This window comes from Mesorhizobium sp. WSM4935, from assembly GCF_029625735.1.
Classification (GTDB): domain Bacteria; phylum Pseudomonadota; class Alphaproteobacteria; order Rhizobiales; family Rhizobiaceae; genus Mesorhizobium.
Window position 1 is genome coordinate 54,355 of record NZ_JARTVR010000021.1, and the last position, 17,060, is coordinate 71,414.

General features: G+C 61.0%; 20 protein-coding genes. 13 read left to right on the forward strand and 7 right to left on the reverse strand.

What is annotated here, in order from left to right:
- Nucleotides 1–24: 24 nt before the first annotated feature.
- Nucleotides 25–783, reverse strand: coding sequence for a gluconate 2-dehydrogenase subunit 3 family protein (locus P9273_RS29710; RefSeq protein WP_278052052.1), 759 nt, complete (start codon nt 781–783; stop codon nt 25–27).
- Nucleotides 784–971: 188 nt separating this feature from the next.
- Here P9273_RS29710 and P9273_RS29715 point away from each other — a divergent pair, with 188 nt between their 5' ends.
- Nucleotides 972–1,817, forward strand: a complete 846-nt coding sequence (locus P9273_RS29715; RefSeq protein WP_278052053.1) for a LysR family transcriptional regulator — start codon at nt 972–974, stop codon at nt 1,815–1,817.
- 23 nt (nt 1,818–1,840) lie between these two features.
- On the opposite strand, the gene P9273_RS29720 is transcribed toward P9273_RS29715, so the two are convergent.
- The 3 genes from P9273_RS29720 to P9273_RS29730 form a co-directional block, all read right to left on the reverse strand.
- The gene (locus tag P9273_RS29720; RefSeq protein ID WP_278052055.1) at nt 1,841–2,659 is read right to left on the reverse strand and encodes an ATP-binding protein; all 819 of its coding nucleotides are present in this window, start codon (nt 2,657–2,659) and stop codon (nt 1,841–1,843) included.
- A 114-nt stretch (nt 2,660–2,773) separates the two neighbouring features.
- Nucleotides 2,774–3,295, reverse strand: coding sequence for a plastocyanin/azurin family copper-binding protein (locus P9273_RS29725; RefSeq protein WP_278052057.1), 522 nt, complete (start codon nt 3,293–3,295; stop codon nt 2,774–2,776).
- The gene (locus P9273_RS29730; protein ID WP_278052059.1) at nt 3,292–3,705 is read right to left on the reverse strand and encodes a DUF5602 domain-containing protein; all 414 of its coding nucleotides are present in this window, start codon (nt 3,703–3,705) and stop codon (nt 3,292–3,294) included. The genes P9273_RS29725 and P9273_RS29730 overlap by 4 nt, the downstream gene beginning before the upstream one ends.
- A 627-nt stretch (nt 3,706–4,332) precedes the next feature.
- Between P9273_RS29730 and P9273_RS29735 the strand changes: the two genes are divergently transcribed.
- The 8 genes from P9273_RS29735 (at nt 4,333) to mnhG (ending at nt 11,781) form a co-directional block, all read left to right on the forward strand.
- Nucleotides 4,333–4,476, forward strand: coding sequence for a hypothetical protein (locus P9273_RS29735; protein ID WP_278052060.1), 144 nt, complete (start codon nt 4,333–4,335; stop codon nt 4,474–4,476).
- A gap of 230 nt (nt 4,477–4,706) precedes the next feature.
- Nucleotides 4,707–5,609: a universal stress protein gene (locus P9273_RS29740; protein ID WP_278052061.1), complete on the forward strand. Its 903-nt coding sequence runs from the start codon at nt 4,707–4,709 to the stop codon at nt 5,607–5,609.
- 126 nt (nt 5,610–5,735) lie between these two features.
- Nucleotides 5,736–8,660, forward strand: coding sequence for a monovalent cation/H+ antiporter subunit A (locus P9273_RS29745; protein WP_278052063.1), 2,925 nt, complete (start codon nt 5,736–5,738; stop codon nt 8,658–8,660).
- Nucleotides 8,651–8,992, forward strand: a complete 342-nt coding sequence (locus P9273_RS29750; RefSeq protein WP_278052065.1) for a Na+/H+ antiporter subunit C — start codon at nt 8,651–8,653, stop codon at nt 8,990–8,992. The genes P9273_RS29745 and P9273_RS29750 overlap by 10 nt, the downstream gene beginning before the upstream one ends.
- Nucleotides 8,992–10,626, forward strand: coding sequence for a monovalent cation/H+ antiporter subunit D (locus P9273_RS29755; protein ID WP_278052067.1), 1,635 nt, complete (start codon nt 8,992–8,994; stop codon nt 10,624–10,626). Before P9273_RS29750 ends, P9273_RS29755 begins: the two co-directional genes overlap by 1 nt.
- On the forward strand, nt 10,623–11,108 hold the full coding sequence (locus tag P9273_RS29760) for a Na+/H+ antiporter subunit E (protein ID WP_278052068.1): 486 nt from the start codon (nt 10,623–10,625) through the stop codon (nt 11,106–11,108). The genes P9273_RS29755 and P9273_RS29760 overlap by 4 nt, the downstream gene beginning before the upstream one ends.
- A complete protein-coding gene (locus tag P9273_RS29765; protein ID WP_278052069.1) occupies nt 11,105–11,386 on the forward strand; it encodes a K+/H+ antiporter subunit F in 282 nt (93 codons plus the stop codon). Before P9273_RS29760 ends, P9273_RS29765 begins: the two co-directional genes overlap by 4 nt.
- A complete protein-coding gene (gene mnhG / locus P9273_RS29770; protein ID WP_278052070.1) occupies nt 11,383–11,781 on the forward strand; it encodes a monovalent cation/H(+) antiporter subunit G in 399 nt (132 codons plus the stop codon). The genes P9273_RS29765 and mnhG overlap by 4 nt, the downstream gene beginning before the upstream one ends.
- Before the next feature lie 25 nt (nt 11,782–11,806).
- Here mnhG and P9273_RS29775 read toward each other — a convergent pair whose 3' ends face one another.
- Nucleotides 11,807–11,932 carry a hypothetical protein gene (locus P9273_RS29775; protein WP_278052071.1) on the reverse strand — a complete coding sequence of 42 codons (126 nt, stop codon included), beginning with the start codon at nt 11,930–11,932 and terminating at the stop codon, nt 11,807–11,809.
- A gap of 600 nt (nt 11,933–12,532) precedes the next feature.
- On the opposite strand from P9273_RS29775, the gene P9273_RS32455 reads away from it, so the two are divergent.
- Nucleotides 12,533–12,823, forward strand: a complete 291-nt coding sequence (locus P9273_RS32455) for a DUF1127 domain-containing protein (protein WP_442920270.1) — start codon at nt 12,533–12,535, stop codon at nt 12,821–12,823.
- A gap of 500 nt (nt 12,824–13,323) precedes the next feature.
- Entirely contained in the window at nt 13,324–14,175 is an 852-nt protein-coding gene (locus P9273_RS29780; protein ID WP_278052072.1) for a PTS sugar transporter subunit IIA, read from the forward strand.
- Nucleotides 14,176–14,563: 388 nt separating this feature from the next.
- Here P9273_RS29780 and P9273_RS29785 read toward each other — a convergent pair whose 3' ends face one another.
- The gene (locus tag P9273_RS29785) at nt 14,564–14,860 is read right to left on the reverse strand and encodes a hypothetical protein (protein WP_278052073.1); all 297 of its coding nucleotides are present in this window, start codon (nt 14,858–14,860) and stop codon (nt 14,564–14,566) included.
- Nucleotides 14,861–15,656: 796 nt separating this feature from the next.
- On the opposite strand from P9273_RS29785, the gene P9273_RS29790 reads away from it, so the two are divergent.
- Nucleotides 15,657–15,890 (forward strand): hypothetical protein, encoded by a 234-nt coding sequence (locus P9273_RS29790; RefSeq protein WP_278052075.1) that lies wholly within the window; start codon nt 15,657–15,659, stop codon nt 15,888–15,890.
- 131 nt (nt 15,891–16,021) lie between these two features.
- Here P9273_RS29790 and P9273_RS29795 read toward each other — a convergent pair whose 3' ends face one another.
- Entirely contained in the window at nt 16,022–16,195 is a 174-nt protein-coding gene (locus P9273_RS29795) for a hypothetical protein (protein WP_278052077.1), read from the reverse strand.
- A 131-nt stretch (nt 16,196–16,326) separates the two neighbouring features.
- Here P9273_RS29795 and P9273_RS29800 point away from each other — a divergent pair, with 131 nt between their 5' ends.
- On the forward strand, nt 16,327–16,683 hold the full coding sequence (locus P9273_RS29800; protein WP_278052078.1) for a hypothetical protein: 357 nt from the start codon (nt 16,327–16,329) through the stop codon (nt 16,681–16,683).
- Nucleotides 16,684–17,060: the final 377 nt, after the last annotated feature.

The window sequence follows — 17,060 nt, forward strand, 5'->3', positions numbered from 1 at the left end:
AAAGTCTCCTTTTTCTTGCGCCGATCAAATGAGGTCCTGGATGCCCTTCGGTTCAGCGTTGTATGGCTTGTTCCGGAACGGCTCGATCTTGTCCGCGTACATGGCATCTGCGCCGGGGAAGCCGATCATCTTCCAGGCAGCTGCATCCTTGTTCCCGCCGTACATCGGGTCCGCGAAATAGCCCTCGATCGTGAGCTGCAGAAGGAGGCTGAAGAAGGTTGCAGCGGGCACCGTTGGAAGCTCGGTCTTCTTGGCCTCAAGGTCCGCCATAAAGGCGGCGCGGTCCTTTGCCGAAAGGGCCGTGAAGCTGTTCTTGTGGCTTTTCTGTACGACGGCATTGACGTCGGCGATTCCCGCCCGGATCAGTTCCGAGGGCGTCATCGGCAATTGATATCCCTGCTCGGGCGTACCCTCGCCAAAGGGCCCCTCCAGATAAAGCCGGTCGCCCTTGCCGTATCCGCTGGCCATCTGCCGGTCGATGTATGTCGCCACGCCAAGCTCCTTGGCCCCGGGACCGGTCGCATCCTTTGGAATGAGCGTATCGACCGCCGCTTCGACGAAGGCGGATTCGTCGACATTGAAGAATTCATAGCCGCCGCCTCGGGCATGAGGTTCGGCGGCGTGATGGTGCTTCGTGTCCGTGGCGGCAGTTGCCACGATCTCGTCCGCCGATGCGGATCCGCCAAATGGCAGGGTGCCCGCTGCCGCGCCAGCCGCGCCGAACAGTTTTAGAAAGTCACGACGTCCGACATCGCCTTGGCCGTTCTTCTCTCTCGTCGACATGATCGCTCCTGTGACACTGCGGGCAAACGAGGGGTGAGGATGGAGAGGCCTATGCCTGCTCCATCCCGGCGCTGCGCCGCGTTCAGCGCTCAATCCGGTGATTATTCGGACAGCCTAATGTTCACGCTTGCTATGTAGCAAACGAAATTCATTGACATTTAAGCGCAATTTTTATGCTATTAGCGGTCATGGATATTGAACTCGCTCGCACTTTTATCGAGATCGTCTCGACGGGGAGCTTCATTCGCGCCTCGGAGCGCTTGAATGTCGCCCAGACCACCGTCAGCGCCCGAATCCGCAACCTCGAGCAACAATTGGGTCGACCACTCTTCGTTCGGCATAAAGGCGGCGCTTCGCTCACTCCCGCGGGTGAGCAATTTCTGCGCCACGCCCCGATGTTCGTCCAACTATGGCAACGCACCCTTCACCAGGTTGCCGTGCCTCCGGGACGACGGGCCGTCCTGACGGTCGGCAGCGAAGTCAGCCTTGCGCAACCCCTTCTGCTCGACTGGGTTCGCTGGATGCGCCAATCGCTTCAGGATATCGCGTTGCGAGTGCACGTCGACGTGCCACAGGATCTGATCAACCAGGTCGCCTCTGGACTGGTCGACTTGGCTATCATGTACGCGCCACCGCACCGACCAGGTTTGAAAATCGATCTGCTTTTGGATGAAAAGCTCGTCCTCGTGACTACCAATTCCGATGCGCGTGTCGTGGATGAATCATACGTTTACATGGATTGGGGGCCGGATTTTGGACTTCACCACGGGATGAATTTTCCAAGCGCTGCGCCGGACCTTTCCTTCGATCTTGGTCCGCTCGCCCTGAACTATGTTCTTGCAACAGGCGGCTCTGGATATTTCAGAATGAGCTCAGTGCAATCTCACATAGAAGCAGGCCGGCTTCATCTTGTGCCTGAAATGCCGCAATTCTCGTACCCGGTTTACGCGGTGCAATCGGCAAGTGCGGATGAGAGCGTGGTAGGTCCCGCGCTGGCAGGATTGCATTCCGTCGCTCGCGACGAGCGGAGATAGCAGGAGCCTTGTTAGGCTTCCGCCTAGATTGACGGAAACAGCAGGTCGACCGTCGTTCCGATACCTTGCTCGCTTGCAATGCGGATCCGGCCACCCACCATCTCCAGCCACGCCTGCACCTGCGACAGTCCGATGCCCGTGCCCTTTTCACCCTTCGTCGTGAAGAAGGGATCGAAAACCTTCTGCAACACCTCTGGGGCCATGCCGCAACCACGGTCCTCGACCCGGACGTAGGCATAGCTTCCCGGCCCGGGCGGATCGGGTGAGGCGGTCGTCTGCGCCAGTCGTCCGGTGGTGACCCGGACTTCGGCGTCATTTGGAACGGCATCGCGCGCGTTGATGACGAGGTTAAGCACGGCTGCATCGAAGAATGCGGGGTCGACCATGCAAAGCGGGACATCGGAACCGAGTTCAAGCTTGACCCTGACATCGGGTCCCGCGCCATACCTAAGGAAAGGCTCGAAAGACCTGAGGAACTCGTTCAGATCGCCCGCATGGGCATCGAGTTCCTGATGCTTTGCGAAGGCGAGCAATTGCGAGGTCAGTTCGATCGCTCGATCGATTCCTTGGCGCGCCGCCGCAATGTAGGCTCGCACACGTTCGGGTTCGTCGGCTCGCTTTTCGGCGAGCCGCAGGCCGGATTCGACGACCGCCAGGAGGTTTCTGAAGTCGTGAGCAATGCCGCCCGTCATCTCGCCCAGGGCTGCAAGCCGGTTCGTCGCACGCTGACGCTGCTGGACTGCGGTCTGTGCGTCGAGAGGCATGTCCGATACGAGAGCGCCGTCGTCGCGCTTCGCCTCGGATCGTGATTGAACACCGCACCGAAAAATATTGGCTGTCATGAAGAACGCCCCCAAATTGATTGACCACTGACGACGGCCAGGAATCTGGCGCTCCCACTTCCATCGTCGTATTCTATTCTCCTTGTTGCTGGCGGTCGTGTCTCTCATGCATACCTAAGCGCGCAGGACGATGCCTTTCGCCATGATTTCCTCGACTGTCGGAAACGCCTTGAGGACCTCCTCCGGGAGGTCGCCATTCGCTCCGTCAAGTTGGGTCCAGCCGTTTGTCAAGGGTTCGCCGACGATGATGCGGCCGACCATTCCGGCACGCTCGTGCGGAATGCAGAAATAGTCGTAGACCCCCTGTTCGGTGAAGGCCACGGAAAAGGTCTCGTTAGGCAGGAGATAGTCGGAGGCCCACGGTCTTGCCGCCTTTGGCATGCGCATCGGCCGCCCGAAATTCTTTGGGCTGTACGCCGTCGTCGTGTGCGAGCTGCCAGGGTTGAGATTTGTCCAGCGGACCGTCTGACCTGGCTCGATCAGAACGCCGATAGGGTCGAACCAGACGTGCGAGCCATCGTCGCGACCCTTCATTGCGATATCCACGATCTCGTCGGCCCAAACAGCCAAAGGCGAAAGCGTCAGGGCGGCGAAACCGCCGCCCGCGCCAAGTATCTCACGGCGCGTGAGTGTCATTTGGCGACCCCCGCTTCGTCGCTTGCCGAGACATGCCACAGCACGACGTGGACATGCGGTTCCGGAACGCCCGGGTGCCCGGCATTGTAGTAAACGTCGACATGGTCGACGTTGCCGCCCGGCGCCGCAAGGTTATCGAAACGTTTGTCCGGATTGAGCTCCTTGATCGGAAGCATGTAGATGGTGCTGACAAGCTTGCCGTCGTGGTCATAAGCGAGGAACGGACCGGCCGGCAACGTCGCCGGATCGACGAAGAGTTGCCCCATACCCGGGAGGAAGTCGGGCAGTTTCACAAGTTTGCTGACCTGTTCGTAGGGACCAGCCGGCGGCGACTGGGTGACATCGCTGGCCGCCATGGCATAAAACGAAGTGGCCATTGTTATGGCAACTGCGAGGGCAAACTTTCTCATCACGATACTCCTTGCTTGGATAGAAGCGGCGCGGCAGCCGACAATTTGAAAGGCCGAAGTCCGTTTCATCGCGCTGACACGGCCCGTTCGGCCTCCCCCAAGGAAGGAGGAGACGCCCATGCTCGTCAAACGAAATTAAATGTCATTTCAGTGCATTATTTTTGCGTCATTTGGCATCTCTGCTGTTTCCGTGTATTCTTGCGACGAAAGTCCGAGGCGCGCATCTGCTAAATAGTTCACAATAGCTCTCGAACAGAGATATTATGTGTTAAAATGGCTAAATATGCCACCGAATACCTCCAAAACGACCGCCATCCATCGGAGACGCTTGATTCCGAATAGATCTTCACTACATTTATGCTGTCATGTTCATTTTCATGCAGAATTCTCGACCAGATTCACGGTGCCTCAAAGCAGGTCTCTAGCCCGGACGCGAAAGACGCTGGCTTCGCATCCGGGAGATAAGCTCCCAATGAAGCGAACCTTGCCCCTGCGATGGCGATGTAGGCGCCGGAGAACGGGAGACGCAGGGATCGATTGGGCCGGATAAACAGCCTCTTAATCACCTACACAGGCGTGTCGCACTCCGATCAGGACGCATGCCTATCTTTGCGCAGGAGACGACCCATGGCTCAGCCGGGAAAGAATAATACGCCGTTAGAAAAGCAGTTTGAGTCTGGGATCGATCCAGAAAACAGCTTGTTGCCGATGCTGATCGGCGGCCTGGTTCTGATCGTGATCGGTGCGATCATCGTCATGAATTTCGTCTAGCATAGCCGCCCAACCAGTGCTTGGCTGGGCGTTGGTTCGATCTGGGTTGCCAAACTGCCGCGCTGCTCGGGAAAGCCGCCTCGTTGTCCTTCGTTATGATGGCGGAAAGCAGCGGTAGTCCGCCGCTCTTCGGGAAGGCGAGCATCATCCCTGCACTGCCGCCCCAAGGCCGGACGCATTTCTTCGAGATCGCGGATGCTATATCGTTATTCGAATTATCGGAGCCACTCATGTCAAACGCTTCACAAGACGACGGCTCAGTTGCTGCTATTGCTCGGCGTGCACCGAGCCATATCATCCTTGCGACGGACTTCACCGCGCGGTGCGATCGGGCGCAGGACCGGGCGGTGCAGCTTGCGATCCAGTGGAATGCGAGCCTTACCGCAGTGCACGCTCTCACGGACATGGCGCTGACCGAGGACACTTCTGTGCGCGACGCGTACAGGCGCGCGGCAATGCGCAATGCCGCCTCTCTCCGTGAGGAGCTTGCTTGCGTTGATGGCCTTCGTTCATCCGTGATCGTGGAGGAAGGACCGGTCGACTGGGTGGTACTCGAGATAGCGGCAAGGGAACGGGGGGAGTTGATCGTGACCGGGATAGCGCGGTCAGGGCCGCTCGCGCAGATGCTGGTCGGAAGCAATGTCACAGCTCTCGCCCGAAAGTCCCCCATCCCGCTGTTGGTCGTGAAAAGGAGAGTGCTAGACACCGACGAACGCGCTTTCGTCGCTACCGATCTGTCAGAGTCTTCCAAGCCTGCCCTGATGGTTGCCCTGCGATGGTTTGGACTGAGGCGGCTGGGCCTCTTCCATGGGTTCGAGCCGCCTTACCGCGGCTTCGCTCACGATAGCGCGGACTATGATCGACAGTTCGAAACGATATCGCTTGACCAATGCCGCGACTTCCTCCGGGAGGTCGCCGGCGAGGAAGCCATCACGAAGTTCGACATCGTTGCCCGCCGCGGCGATCCGGTGATGGGCCTGCAGGTGTTGACCAACGACGCCGACACCGACCTCGTGATCGTCGGAACCCATGGCAGGACGGGGCTGCTTCACGCGGTCGTCGGCAGCGTGGCATCGCGCGTCCTCGAGGCGGTTTCCTGCGATGTCCTGGTGGTACCCAGCAGGCAGCGTTAAGCCCACTAAACAGCTTGGGAAGACCGCGACGCGAGCATCTTTCCTGTCATTGGCGGACAATCATCGATAGCGTAGAAGCGCAGGATAACGCACAGTCAGACCGTCCGCCCAGCTTCAAGGAGAGTGATGGAGCTTTATTCGCTGCCTCTGATCATCGCTCTTCCGTTCGTGGCAGGCCTCGCGGCCACCTTGCTTCCGTCGGACTCGCGCGCACCCGCGACCTGGTTGGCAGGCGCAACGACGTTGGCCTGTCTGGTGGTGACGCTCGCGCTCTACCCTTCCGTCCAGGGCGGGGGGATTGTCCGGCAAAGGTTCGAATGGATTCCCTCACTGGGCCTCGACTTTGCCCTGCGCATGGACGGGTTCGCGTGGATCTTCGCGACGCTTGTCAGCGGGATCGGGCTGCTCGTCGTCGTCTATACGCGCTACTACATCTCGCCGGAGGATCCCGTCCGCCGCTTCCATCTTTTCTTCCTGGCGTTCATGGGGTCGATGTTGGGCGTCGTGCTCGCCGGCAACCTCATCCTCCTGGTCGTGTTCTGGGAACTCACCAGCATCTTTTCCTTCCTGCTGATCGGGTACTGGCATCATAACCAGGCCGCACGCGACGGCGCCCGTATGGCGCTGACGATCACGGCGATCGGCGGCCTTGCGCTGCTGGCCGGAGTTCTCGTAGTTGGTCATATCGTCGGCAGCTACGATCTCGACATTGTGCTGGCGTCGGGGAACGCTATTCGCAACCACGATCTGTATGTCCCGGCGCTTTTGCTCATCCTGCTAGGCACGCTCACCAAGAGCGCGCAGTTCCCCTTCCAGTTCTGGCTGCCCAACGCCATGGCCGCGCCCACGCCCGTCTCGGCGTTCCTGCATTCGGCGACTATGGTCAAGGCGGGCGTCTTCCTCATGGCCCGGTTGTGGCCAGTGCTTTCAGGCACGCCTGAATGGTTCCTCATCGTTGGTCTGGCGGGAATGATCTCGCTGGTACTCGGCGCCTATCTCGCGATGTTCCAGCAGGACCTCAAAGGACTGCTGGCCTATTCCACGATCAGCCATCTGGGGCTAATCACGCTGCTGCTCAGTCTCGGCAGTCCGCTCGCTGCGGTTGCCGCCATTTTCCACATGCTCAATCACGCCACTTTCAAGGCTTCTCTGTTCATGGCAGCCGGCATCATCGACCATGAGGCCGGCACGCGCGACCTGCGGCGACTCTCAGGCCTGTTCCGCTACATGCCGATTACGGGCACCCTGGCCATGGTCGCAAGCGCCGCCATGGCCGGCGTGCCGCTGCTGAACGGTTTTCTATCAAAGGAGATGTTCTTCGCGGAAGCGGTCGAGACCCATGCGGACTCCTGGCTGGACACCGCGGCACCTTATGCGGCCGTTCTCGGCAGCGCGCTCGCCGTTACCTATTCCATCCGGCTCATCCACTCGATCTTCCTCGGCGCGCCCCCCGAGAGCTTTCCGCGCGAGCCGCACGAACCACCCTTCTGGATGCGCTTCCCTGTAATGTTCCTGGTAGTGGCCTGCCTCGTCGTCGGCATCATCCCGGGGCTGACAATCGGACCATTCCTGCAGGTCGCGGTGTCCTCGGTGCTTGGCGAAGCGACGCCCCAATACAGTTTGGCGGTATGGCACGGCTTCACCCTGCCACTGGCGATGAGCGCGATCGCGCTGGCGGCCGGCGCGCTGCTCTACCTGTTCGCCGGCGACTACCTCGAACGGGCCGAAAGCCCCCTCCTTTTCGGCCGGATACAGGGCCAACGCATCTTCGAGCGGATCATGGTCGCGATCTCATGGCGAGGCGCGCGCCTTGTGGAGCAGGTCTTCGGCACGAGGCGTTTGCAGCCGCAGATACGCCTGCTCGTCGCCGCTGCGGTCGCCGCCGCCGCAATCCCTCTTTTTGCCTCGGGGCTTGGGTTCGGAAGCTATAGCGGCGCGCGGGATGATGTCGCGTTCGCCGGTCTGTGGACCATTGGCATGGTCTGCGCGGTCGCGGCAGCGCAGCGGGCCAAGTTCCACCGTCTCGCGGCTCTGGTGCTGCTCGGGGGAACTGGGCTCGTCACCTGCTTGTCTTTCGTCTGGCTGTCGGCGCCGGACCTTGCGGCAACACAGCTCCTCGTCGAGATCGTGACGACTGTGCTCATATTGCTCGGCCTGCGCTGGCTGCCGAAACGCTCCGAAGCGCTGGGCGAGCCAAGTGGCCGGCTCGCCCGCGCGCGCCATTTCCGCGACCTTGCGATCGCCGTGGTGGCGGGCGCCGGGATGACGGCGATGTCCTACGCCGTCATGACGCGCAAGCCGCCCGACACTATCGGGCACTTCTTCATTGAAAAGGCCTACAGCGAAGGCGGGGGACGCAACGTCGTCAACGTGATCCTCGTCGACTTCCGGGGCTTCGACACGCTGGGTGAGATCACCGTGCTTGGCATCGTCGCGCTGACCGTGTTTGCCCTGCTGCGGCGCTTCCGCCCTGCCCCGGACAGCATCGAGCGACCGGAGCAGCAGCGTGTCCAATCGTCCTACGACGAGGCCGAGCCGGACCGGGTGGCCGGCGCGACGCCCGCAGAATACCTCTATGTGCCCTCGGTGATCATGCAATGGATGTTCCCGGTGGTGATTGTGCTGGCGGCCTATCTCTTCCTGCGCGGCCACGACGCCCCGGGCGGAGGCTTCGCCGCGGGCGTGGCGATGGCGGCGGGCTTCGTCCTACAGTACATGGCAGGGGGAACGGTCTGGGTAGAAGACCGGCTGCGCATTCTGCCGGTCCGATGGATCGGCGGCGGCCTTTTGCTGGCGGCCCTGATGGGCGCCGCCTCCATGCTGCTCGGCGACGCCTTCCTCACTTCATACTTTCGGTACGTGAGTCTGCCGCTCGTCGGAAAACTTCCGATGGCAAGCGCGACCATGTTCGATCTCGGCGTGTTCAGTCTCGTCGTCGGCGCCACGGTGCTGATGCTGATCGCAATCGCCCACCAGTCGATCCGCCGCCTGCGGGCGGCTCGCCTCGAAGAGGAACGCCAGGTCGCGGAGGAGCGCCTGCAATGGAATTGACGCTTGCAATCGCCATCGGCGTTCTTACCGGGTCTGGCGTCTGGTTGGTCCTGCGACCGCGCACCTACCAGCTCGTCATCGGCCTTTCGTTGCTTTCCTACGCGGTGAACCTCTTCATCTTCAGCATGGGTCGCCTGCGCGTAGGGGCAGCTCCCGTGCTGGGCACGGACGGCTCGGGAAATCCTGCCGACCTCGCGGACCCGGTTCCGCAGGCGCTGGTGCTCACTGCAATCGTGATCGGCTTCGCAACGACCGCCCTGCTGCTGGTGGTCCTGATCGCCGCCCGCGGTCTCACCGGCAGCGACCACGTCGACGGGCGGGAGTCGCGCTGATGGAGTCGACGCGACACCTTCTGGTCGTTCCGATCCTGCTCCCGCTGGTGGCCGGGGGGTTGCTGCTTCTGATCGATGAGTCGCGCCACACATTGAAGGCGCTGATCAGCCTCGCTTCGACGGCGTTCCTCCTCGTCGCGAGCGTGGTGCTGACGCGCATGGCGAATAGCGTTCCGGTCGAAAGCGGCATCGTTTCCTTGTCCTACGCGGTCGCGAGCTGGCCCGCGCCGTTCGCCATCGTCCTCGTGCTCGACCGGCTATCGGCCCTCATGCTCGTCCTCGCCGCCGTCATTGGTTTCGCGTCGCTGGTGTATTCGCTGGCTCGCTGGCACAGGGCCGGACCGCACTTCCACACCCTCTTCCAGTTCCTGCTGATGGGACTTGCAGGCGCATTCCTGACGGGAGACCTCTTCAATCTGTTCGTCTTCTTCGAGGTAACGCTGGCGGCGTCCTACGGCCTGCTGCTGCACGGCTCTGGAGCATTCCGCGTCCGATCGGGACTGCACTACATTGCGATCAACCTAGCGGCGTCGCTTCTTTTCCTCATCGGCGTCAGCCTGATCTACGGTGTCACCGGCACGCTCAATATGGCTGACCTGGCGGTTCGCCTGCACGCCGTCCCGGCGGGGGACCGGATGCTGCTGCAGGCAGGTGCGGCTATCCTGGGGATTGCCTTCCTGGTCAAGGCTGGCGTATGGCCACTCTGCTTCTGGCTTCCCTCCGCTTACATGGCTGCCGCCGCCCCAGTCTCGGCCATCTTCGTCATCCTCACCAAAGTCGGTGTGTACGTGCTCCTGCGCCTGAGCCTCCTGCTTTTCGGAAGCCAGGCAGGCGAACTGACAGGTTTTGGCGGGACGGTCATGCTTTGGGGCGGTTTGGCCACGGTCGCCTTCGCGACATCTGGCGTGCTCGCCTCGCAGGCGATGGGCAGGCTTGCCGGCTACAGCGTGCTTGTTTCTTCGGGGACCTTGCTGGCCGCTGTCGGAATGGGCGACGCGGCGGTCGTGTCAGGAGCGCTGTTCTATCTCGTCAGTTCGACCCTGACGACAGCGGCCTTCTTCATGCTGATTGAGCTGGTGGAGCGCGCGCGTGAACCTGGCGCCGACCTGCTTGCCGTCACCAGGGAAGCCTATGGCGAAGATGGCGGCGAGGACGAGGAACGTGACGACGAGGAGGTTGGCGTCGTCATGCCAGGCGCGCTCGCTATCCTCGGGGTGTGCTTCGGATGCGTCGCCCTTTTGCTCGCGGGCCTGCCGCCGCTTTCAGGCTTCGTCGCCAAGTTCGCCATGCTGACGGGCATGTTTAATCTGTACGGGCTGGGAACTCCCGCCAGCATCCCGCCGAGAACCTGGCTGCTGGTCGCACTCGTCATTCTGTCCGGCCTGGCAGCGCTGCTCGCCATGATGCGCAGCGGCATCGGCACTTTTTGGGCGCCGCTCGAAACCGTCGTTCCGCGCGTGCTGGTGGTGGAGATTGCGCCGGTCGTCGGGCTTCTGGCTCTCTGCCTGTTCCTGACGATGAAGGGAGGCGCGATGATCGAGTACACCGAAGCGGCGGCCCTCTCGCTGCACGATCCTTCGAGCTACATCCAGGGCGTCTTAGGCCCGGAGCAAGCGAAGGCCGTCGCCAGATGATCCGTGCGCTGCCGTACCCCATCATGACCGCGGCGTTGCTGTTGACCTGGATGCTGCTCACGTCATTCTCGCCCGGGCAGTTCATCCTCGGAGGGCTGATCGCTGTCGCGGCCTCCCGTGCGATGGCGGCGCTGCGACCGTCTAAGCCAAGGCTCAGACGATGGCAGCTGATCCCTCGCCTTGCCGGGATCGTGGCACTGGACATCCTGCGCTCGAACATCGCCGTCGCGCGCATTGTGCTCCAACGCCGCGGCCGCAAACGCAAATCCGGCTTCGTCGCCATACCGCTCGACCTTCGCGATAGGACGGGGCTCGCCGTGCTCGCCTGCATCGTCACCAGCACGCCTGGGACCGCATGGATCGAGCACGCCCAGGATTCGAACATCCTTCTGATCCATGTTCTCGACCTCGTCGACGAACAGGGATGGATCACCCTGATCAAGACCCGCTACGAAAGTCTTCTCATGGAGATATTCGAATGACCGCCATCATACTCCTTTGGTCCGTGACGGCCGCACAGGCCATGCTGGTGGCCGCCCTGGGCTGCTACACCTTCCGCTTGATCTGCGGCCCTCGCGCACAGGACCGGGTACTCTGCCTCGATGCCATCTATGTGAGCGCCATGCTTCTGGTGCTGACGGTCGGCATCCGCGCCGGAACCCCGATCTATTTCGAGGCGGCCCTGATCATCGCAGTGCTAGGCTTCGTCTCGAGCGTGGCTTTGGCGAAGTTTCTCATGCGCGGCGAGGTGATAGAATGACATACGCTGGAGCACTACCCGCCTGGGCGGCCCTGCTGACAGCTGTTCTCGTTCTGCTAGGCGCGGGACTGACCCTACTCGGCGCAATCGGAACCCTAAGGTTCGGCAGCTTCTTCGAGCGCGTGCACGCTCCTACACTGGGTACAAGCTGGGGCACAGGCGCCACCGTGCTCGCGTCGATCGTCTGCTTCTCTGCGCTGGGTTCGCGCCCTGTCGCGAATGAACTCCTGATCGGCGTCTTCATCGCCGTCACAACCCCGGTCACGCTGATGCTGCTCGCACGCGCGGCGCTTTATCGTGACCGGGCGGAGGGAAGACCGGGCGTGCCTGCCCGGTCGATCTTGCGACCGCCGCGTGGCCGAGACCAACAGGAGGAAAGTGGCGGCGGCCAATGAAGCTGCCGCCACGATTGTGGACGGTTTAACGCCGTCGTCCGGTTCCGGCCGCCTTGGCGCCAAGTTCCGATACCGTGGCCGCTTCCTGAATTTTCCTGTCCTTGTCCTGCTTCGGCTTGCGGGCTTCTCGATTGCCGTTTCTCTTGGCCATTTCCGGTTTCCTTCGTGCATGGTGGAGCGGTCCACTCAAGCGGACGCGCAACGCTCAGAATTTCAGTCGATAGGAAGCTCCCTGGCCCGACGGAATTCATCCGCTAGGCCAGGGCTAGCGGCCTGTCTTGGGCCGTTTACGGAAGGGAAGTCCGTGAGTTGGAATTCTGTTCACAGAGACATCATGGCCAGCCTGCGCTCGAAGTCAAATGGATGGAATGCCGCATGGGGCCGCGCGGTCGCTTGCGGCGTTGCGCCCGTTCGCCAGCGCATGCCACTGCCAGCGTCCGAAGGCCGCACCCGGTCCAACCCGTTGAATGGACTGCGTCCAATGGCCATATCCGGAGCATGGTTATTCCGGACACTCGCAAGAAATACCTGGTCGTCTCGGCGTCCCTCCTGACGCGTTCGTAGCCCGAGCGGCTCGAACGCTTCCGTTCGCCGTCTCGGGAACCTTCACCCACAACAGACTGGCACGGCGCTGCTTCCTGGTGATGCGGCGAGCGTCGAAGAACTGCGCCCGGTGCCTCCGTCAGCCCGTCCACCAATGTCCATATGGACGCCGCGTGGAATGGACCTGGCGAACTTGAAGGAGGACGACATGTCCATATGCAAGAATTCCTCGAGCACAGTTCGGAGGCAGGCTACTACGCTTCGGCAACGGCGAACCACCGTCGCGCAACTGATCTTACGGGCGGTTCAACGCTGGCAACGAAACCGTGCAATGGCCGCGCTTGAAGGCCTGGACGACAGGACCCTTGAAGATATCGGGATAGCGAGAAACGAAATCCCACAGTTGGCGGAAAGCTTCTTTAGGCCGTCGGAACATGGAAGGTGGAGCTCCGTCGCAAGGCATCCGCCAATCGGTCGTCAATTTCAACGACCTGTCTAACAAGGAGGCGGAGCAATGGACACGACAACCAGGACAATTGTCGCAGTGGGCCTTTTCGCCCTGATGATCGTCGCTTTCCTGGCGATCTGAATCTCGCGTTCAGACTGCTCGGATTAGCGTCGATTGAGAGAGACGAGGCTTAATAGCTAGGTTGCTATGATGTGCATGGAGAGTTTTGTCAGAATTTCGAGGCTCGCCGGTCAAGGACGGAGCCTCTCCCGGAGCAGACCACCATCCCTCGATCCCGCACCTAGTCCTGCTCCGGGACTTCCAAGACCTGCGGTTCATTCTGCGGCCCTTCCAGGGGCGGCATCGATGGAGCGTTCCATGAGAATTTCCCGTTCGAGTCGCATTTGCATTTCGTGCAGTCGGTCCTTGCCAAGAGCAGCCACACGCTGCCCTTGGTGCATCACCTCCGTAGTGGTGCCGGCCGCGTTGGCGGATCACCGGCCTACGCGCCGCCGGTCCGCAGCCCCCGTTGCGTCGCGTCAGGTGATGCTATGAACCCGATGCTGAACTTGCCGTTTCAACGTCCCGCCGCGGCGAGCACCGCCTCCGACCAGACTGCCGCTCGTCGGCACGGACGCGAAGCCCACGCCGGCTTTGCGTCCGGGACGGCCGACCATCTTGGCGCCTCCCTCGCCCTCGATGAATCGCAGCCTTTCTTGCGACAGCAGCCGGGCGATGAAGCACAACCCATGATGACGGTGACCAACCTGCTTGAGGAGCAGGACATCCTGCTCGGCATGCGCGCCAACGGTAAGCGGTCAGCCCTCGCCAGAATCGCGGCCCGCCTCGGGGAAAGAGCAGGCATGGGCCAAGGCACCGTTCTTGCGGCCCTGCTTCGCCGTGAGCGCCTCGGCTCGACCGCGATCGGGCGCGGTGTTGCTATCCCCCACGCACGACTCGACGGGATAACTGCGCCCTCGGCGATGGTCGCGACGCTGCTGCGACCTGTCGGGTTCGACGCGCCCGACAACGATCCGGTCGATCTGCTGCTGGCCGTCTTATGGCCGAAATCCGACGGTGCGGCCTTCTTGCCCGCTTTGGCTCATCTTTGCCGTCTCCTGCGCCATCCCGAGCTACGCGACCGCATTCGTGCTTCCGGGACGCCCGCTGAGGCTCTCGCCTGGATGGCATCCTTCGAGGAAAGGGTCGCTGAGCCTCCAACGGCAATCCTTTGCGGGCACGCCATACGCGCTCTCTGGGGCTTCGGCGGGAGGCACGCGCGTGAACGGATTGCGTGCTCGCGAGCTTGTCGCAGCCTCCCGAGAGTACAGACTGTCCACGACGCTGGCGAGCTTCGACACCGTGTCGGGTCATTCGAAGCGCAATCTGTGCAGCCTGCCTGAATCGTCAAATTTGTTCGTCTTGCTTGGCACCGTAGATCTGCCGAAATGCGACCGAGGATGCGTCCCGTGGGCTGTTAGCCGCTGAACGGGAGGGCCCAGTATTCGGTTCGTCCCCTATGGCTTTCGGACTTGCGCAGCCAAGCGCATCGGAGTCGGGGTAGCGCGGACGTAACTGCATTTCAGGCTTGGCGACCTGATCGCCGGTGAGCGATATCGGCGCAAAGCAGTCGGCTCGAATGCCGGCCTATGACAGCTTTTGAGGGAACCTTCTCGCGGCCTCCTTCGACAATCAGTGGGTAAGTCGTTCTTCCAAACCTAGCAAATCGCTTGGGTGTTGCATGACTGGCGACGACGCCGCGAAATGATACGCCTGCGAGGACGACGACCTTCAACCTGGTGCCACGACTTGATCGCTGACCTTCAGAGGAATCGGCTGCTCGCCCAGTAGGACCCTGGCAACGACGTCACGAGCATCTTGGGGATCGAGGGAGTGCTTTGCAATCAGGTCCCTACACTCGTTGACGATCTGGTCGGCGTCTTGCATGACCTTGAACTCCTTGTAGCGGTCGTGCCGATGCAGCCCCATGCTTTCACCAACCACTTCAAGTAAATTGATGATGCGGAATGGCCAATCGCGCTCGTGTGCACACAGTTCGCGATGATCGGAATGATAAACCGCGACCAAAGCATCAACACCCGCGCTACGAGCCCTTCAAGTTCCCTAAACTGCAATTCACGCTTGAACTTTGGAAGCACACCGACATGCAATGGGCGCACACCAGTCGTTGCACTCGATGCCTCCCGACCTACCCTAAGACCGAATCTGGTGGCCCGCCTTATCCATAAACACCCGCAATTCGGGTCGAGGCGAGGCACAGAAAGTTCGAAAAGCTTCCAAGAACCCCAGCCAGTTTATTTCGCATCAGTTGTCGATTATGGGAACACGTGCCGACGCTGTTCCACCCGCACCGCGTCCCGGCGCGTAGGCGGCCTTCAGCCGCTCATTTTGAGCCCTTCACGGCCAAGTGCCGATGCCGTTCGAAGATCGCCAGTTTGAGCCCATATGTCATCCGTACCTCGGATCGGCACCCTTCGCATCTGAAGGTCTTGATGCTCTTGATCCAGGAGCCCTTCCTGACGATCGTCCTGGAGCAGCGCTGACATTGGAACATCAAGTTCTTGTCATGCAGGTCATTTGACAGGGGCATCATCTCTCCTGGCCGAGCAGGCTGTACCGACACGCCCCTCGTCCACAAGGCTATAGCAAACGCCGCAGCACAGAACCGTGACAGAAGTCACATGCACAGTTGCAGCCCTCGCCAACATTCCTGCTTGGCCAATTGCCGGATTGATGCGCCATATTTATTAGCAATGAACGACATATTAACGGCTACAGTGCAGCCTGTTCGAATCGGGAATCTCCCGATCGACGATCCGGCACTCGGTGTGCCGAGACGCTCGACCGATGCGGAGCAAAACGCATGAGTGTCGAAACAGCATTGGCGCAGCTACTGCGCATGATCCACCGTCGCGCGCTTAATTTGGCAGCACTGCCGGACGATGAGAGAGATCCATATTACGACAGCATCCGGCGCTCCTGCTGCGGGGCGGCCGAGCACATCGGTCAATCCCCGGATAATGCCGCCATCACGGCAAACAGCATGGTCGAATTTACCCGGGCGATGGTCGGCATCATCGAGACGGGGCGCGGTTAAGCCGAACGGTCGACATGTTCGCGAAGAGCTCGGGAGGTGCCGAGAAGCGCGGCTGCGGCGCGTTGCCTGCAGCTCGCGAGGTGATGGTTGCCATGTGCGGTCGACGATCAGGCTTTCGAACGATCGCTATCTCAGATCCCGCCCCAAAAGTTCGAGGACAGATGCTTGGTTGTCGGCATCACCGGCCAGCAAATATCCAAATGATTGTCGGAGGGCAGGCCGTTCCGCATCCGCGTTGGAGTGCGGGCATCCTGCGCATATTTCAAGGCCGCGCCCATGCGGTTCAATGTCTTCAGGATCGACATAGACATATATCCCTGGTTCGCCGAAGTCGCGACGGAGACAATCCCTGCCTCCTTATGGCGCTATATATGATCGACGATCGTTTCCTCCGCATTGCACGCAAGCGCCGGCTGCGTAACGAGAACGACTGCCTTTGAAACATTTGTACGCAACGAGCCGCCATGGCTTGCGAGGCGTCTGCCGGCTCGGCTACCGCCGTTGCTGTTTCGAAACAAATTTGCGCTCCAGCGCCATCAAACTGAAACTCAACTGCGGGAAAACCGCTATCGACCGGCTCGACCGGAATTCAAACAAAGGAACAATCGAAATGTCTAAGATCTTCCGCAATGCAATTCTCGCCATTGTTGCTGTCGCTGGTCTGTCTGGTTCGGCCTATGCTCAGCAGGCAACCATCAATTCGTGCAGCAACCATGACGATTACTACAGCCTGTGCCTGGGCGCCGCGAACAACGGCGGCCACCATGAAGGCCGCGGAGCCGATCGTCACTGATCGGCGACGTCCGGAAAAGGGCCTCGCGTGCACCTCGCCCGCGGGGCCTTTTTGCTTGAAATGCCATGGTGCTCGAATGCACCGGGTTTCAGCCGTTCGGCCGGGCGATACAGCGGGAGATCGACATGCCCGTGTTCAGCTGGTCGACCCTGCTGGACCACGCTTATTTCGTCGCCGTGCACCCGGGATTTCTACGGTCACGTCTGACGTGCATGCGGCGACACACGACCCTGGTGACCGGCAAGTCGGCGGCTGCTAGAGCGTTTCCTACTTTGACGGAATCGAAGGGGATTCCGTATCTGTCGGATTTGTGATTCAAGATGCTGGCTGGAATGGAGGCCAGCATCTGATGACGCGACCTCTTTCGGACGACCTTC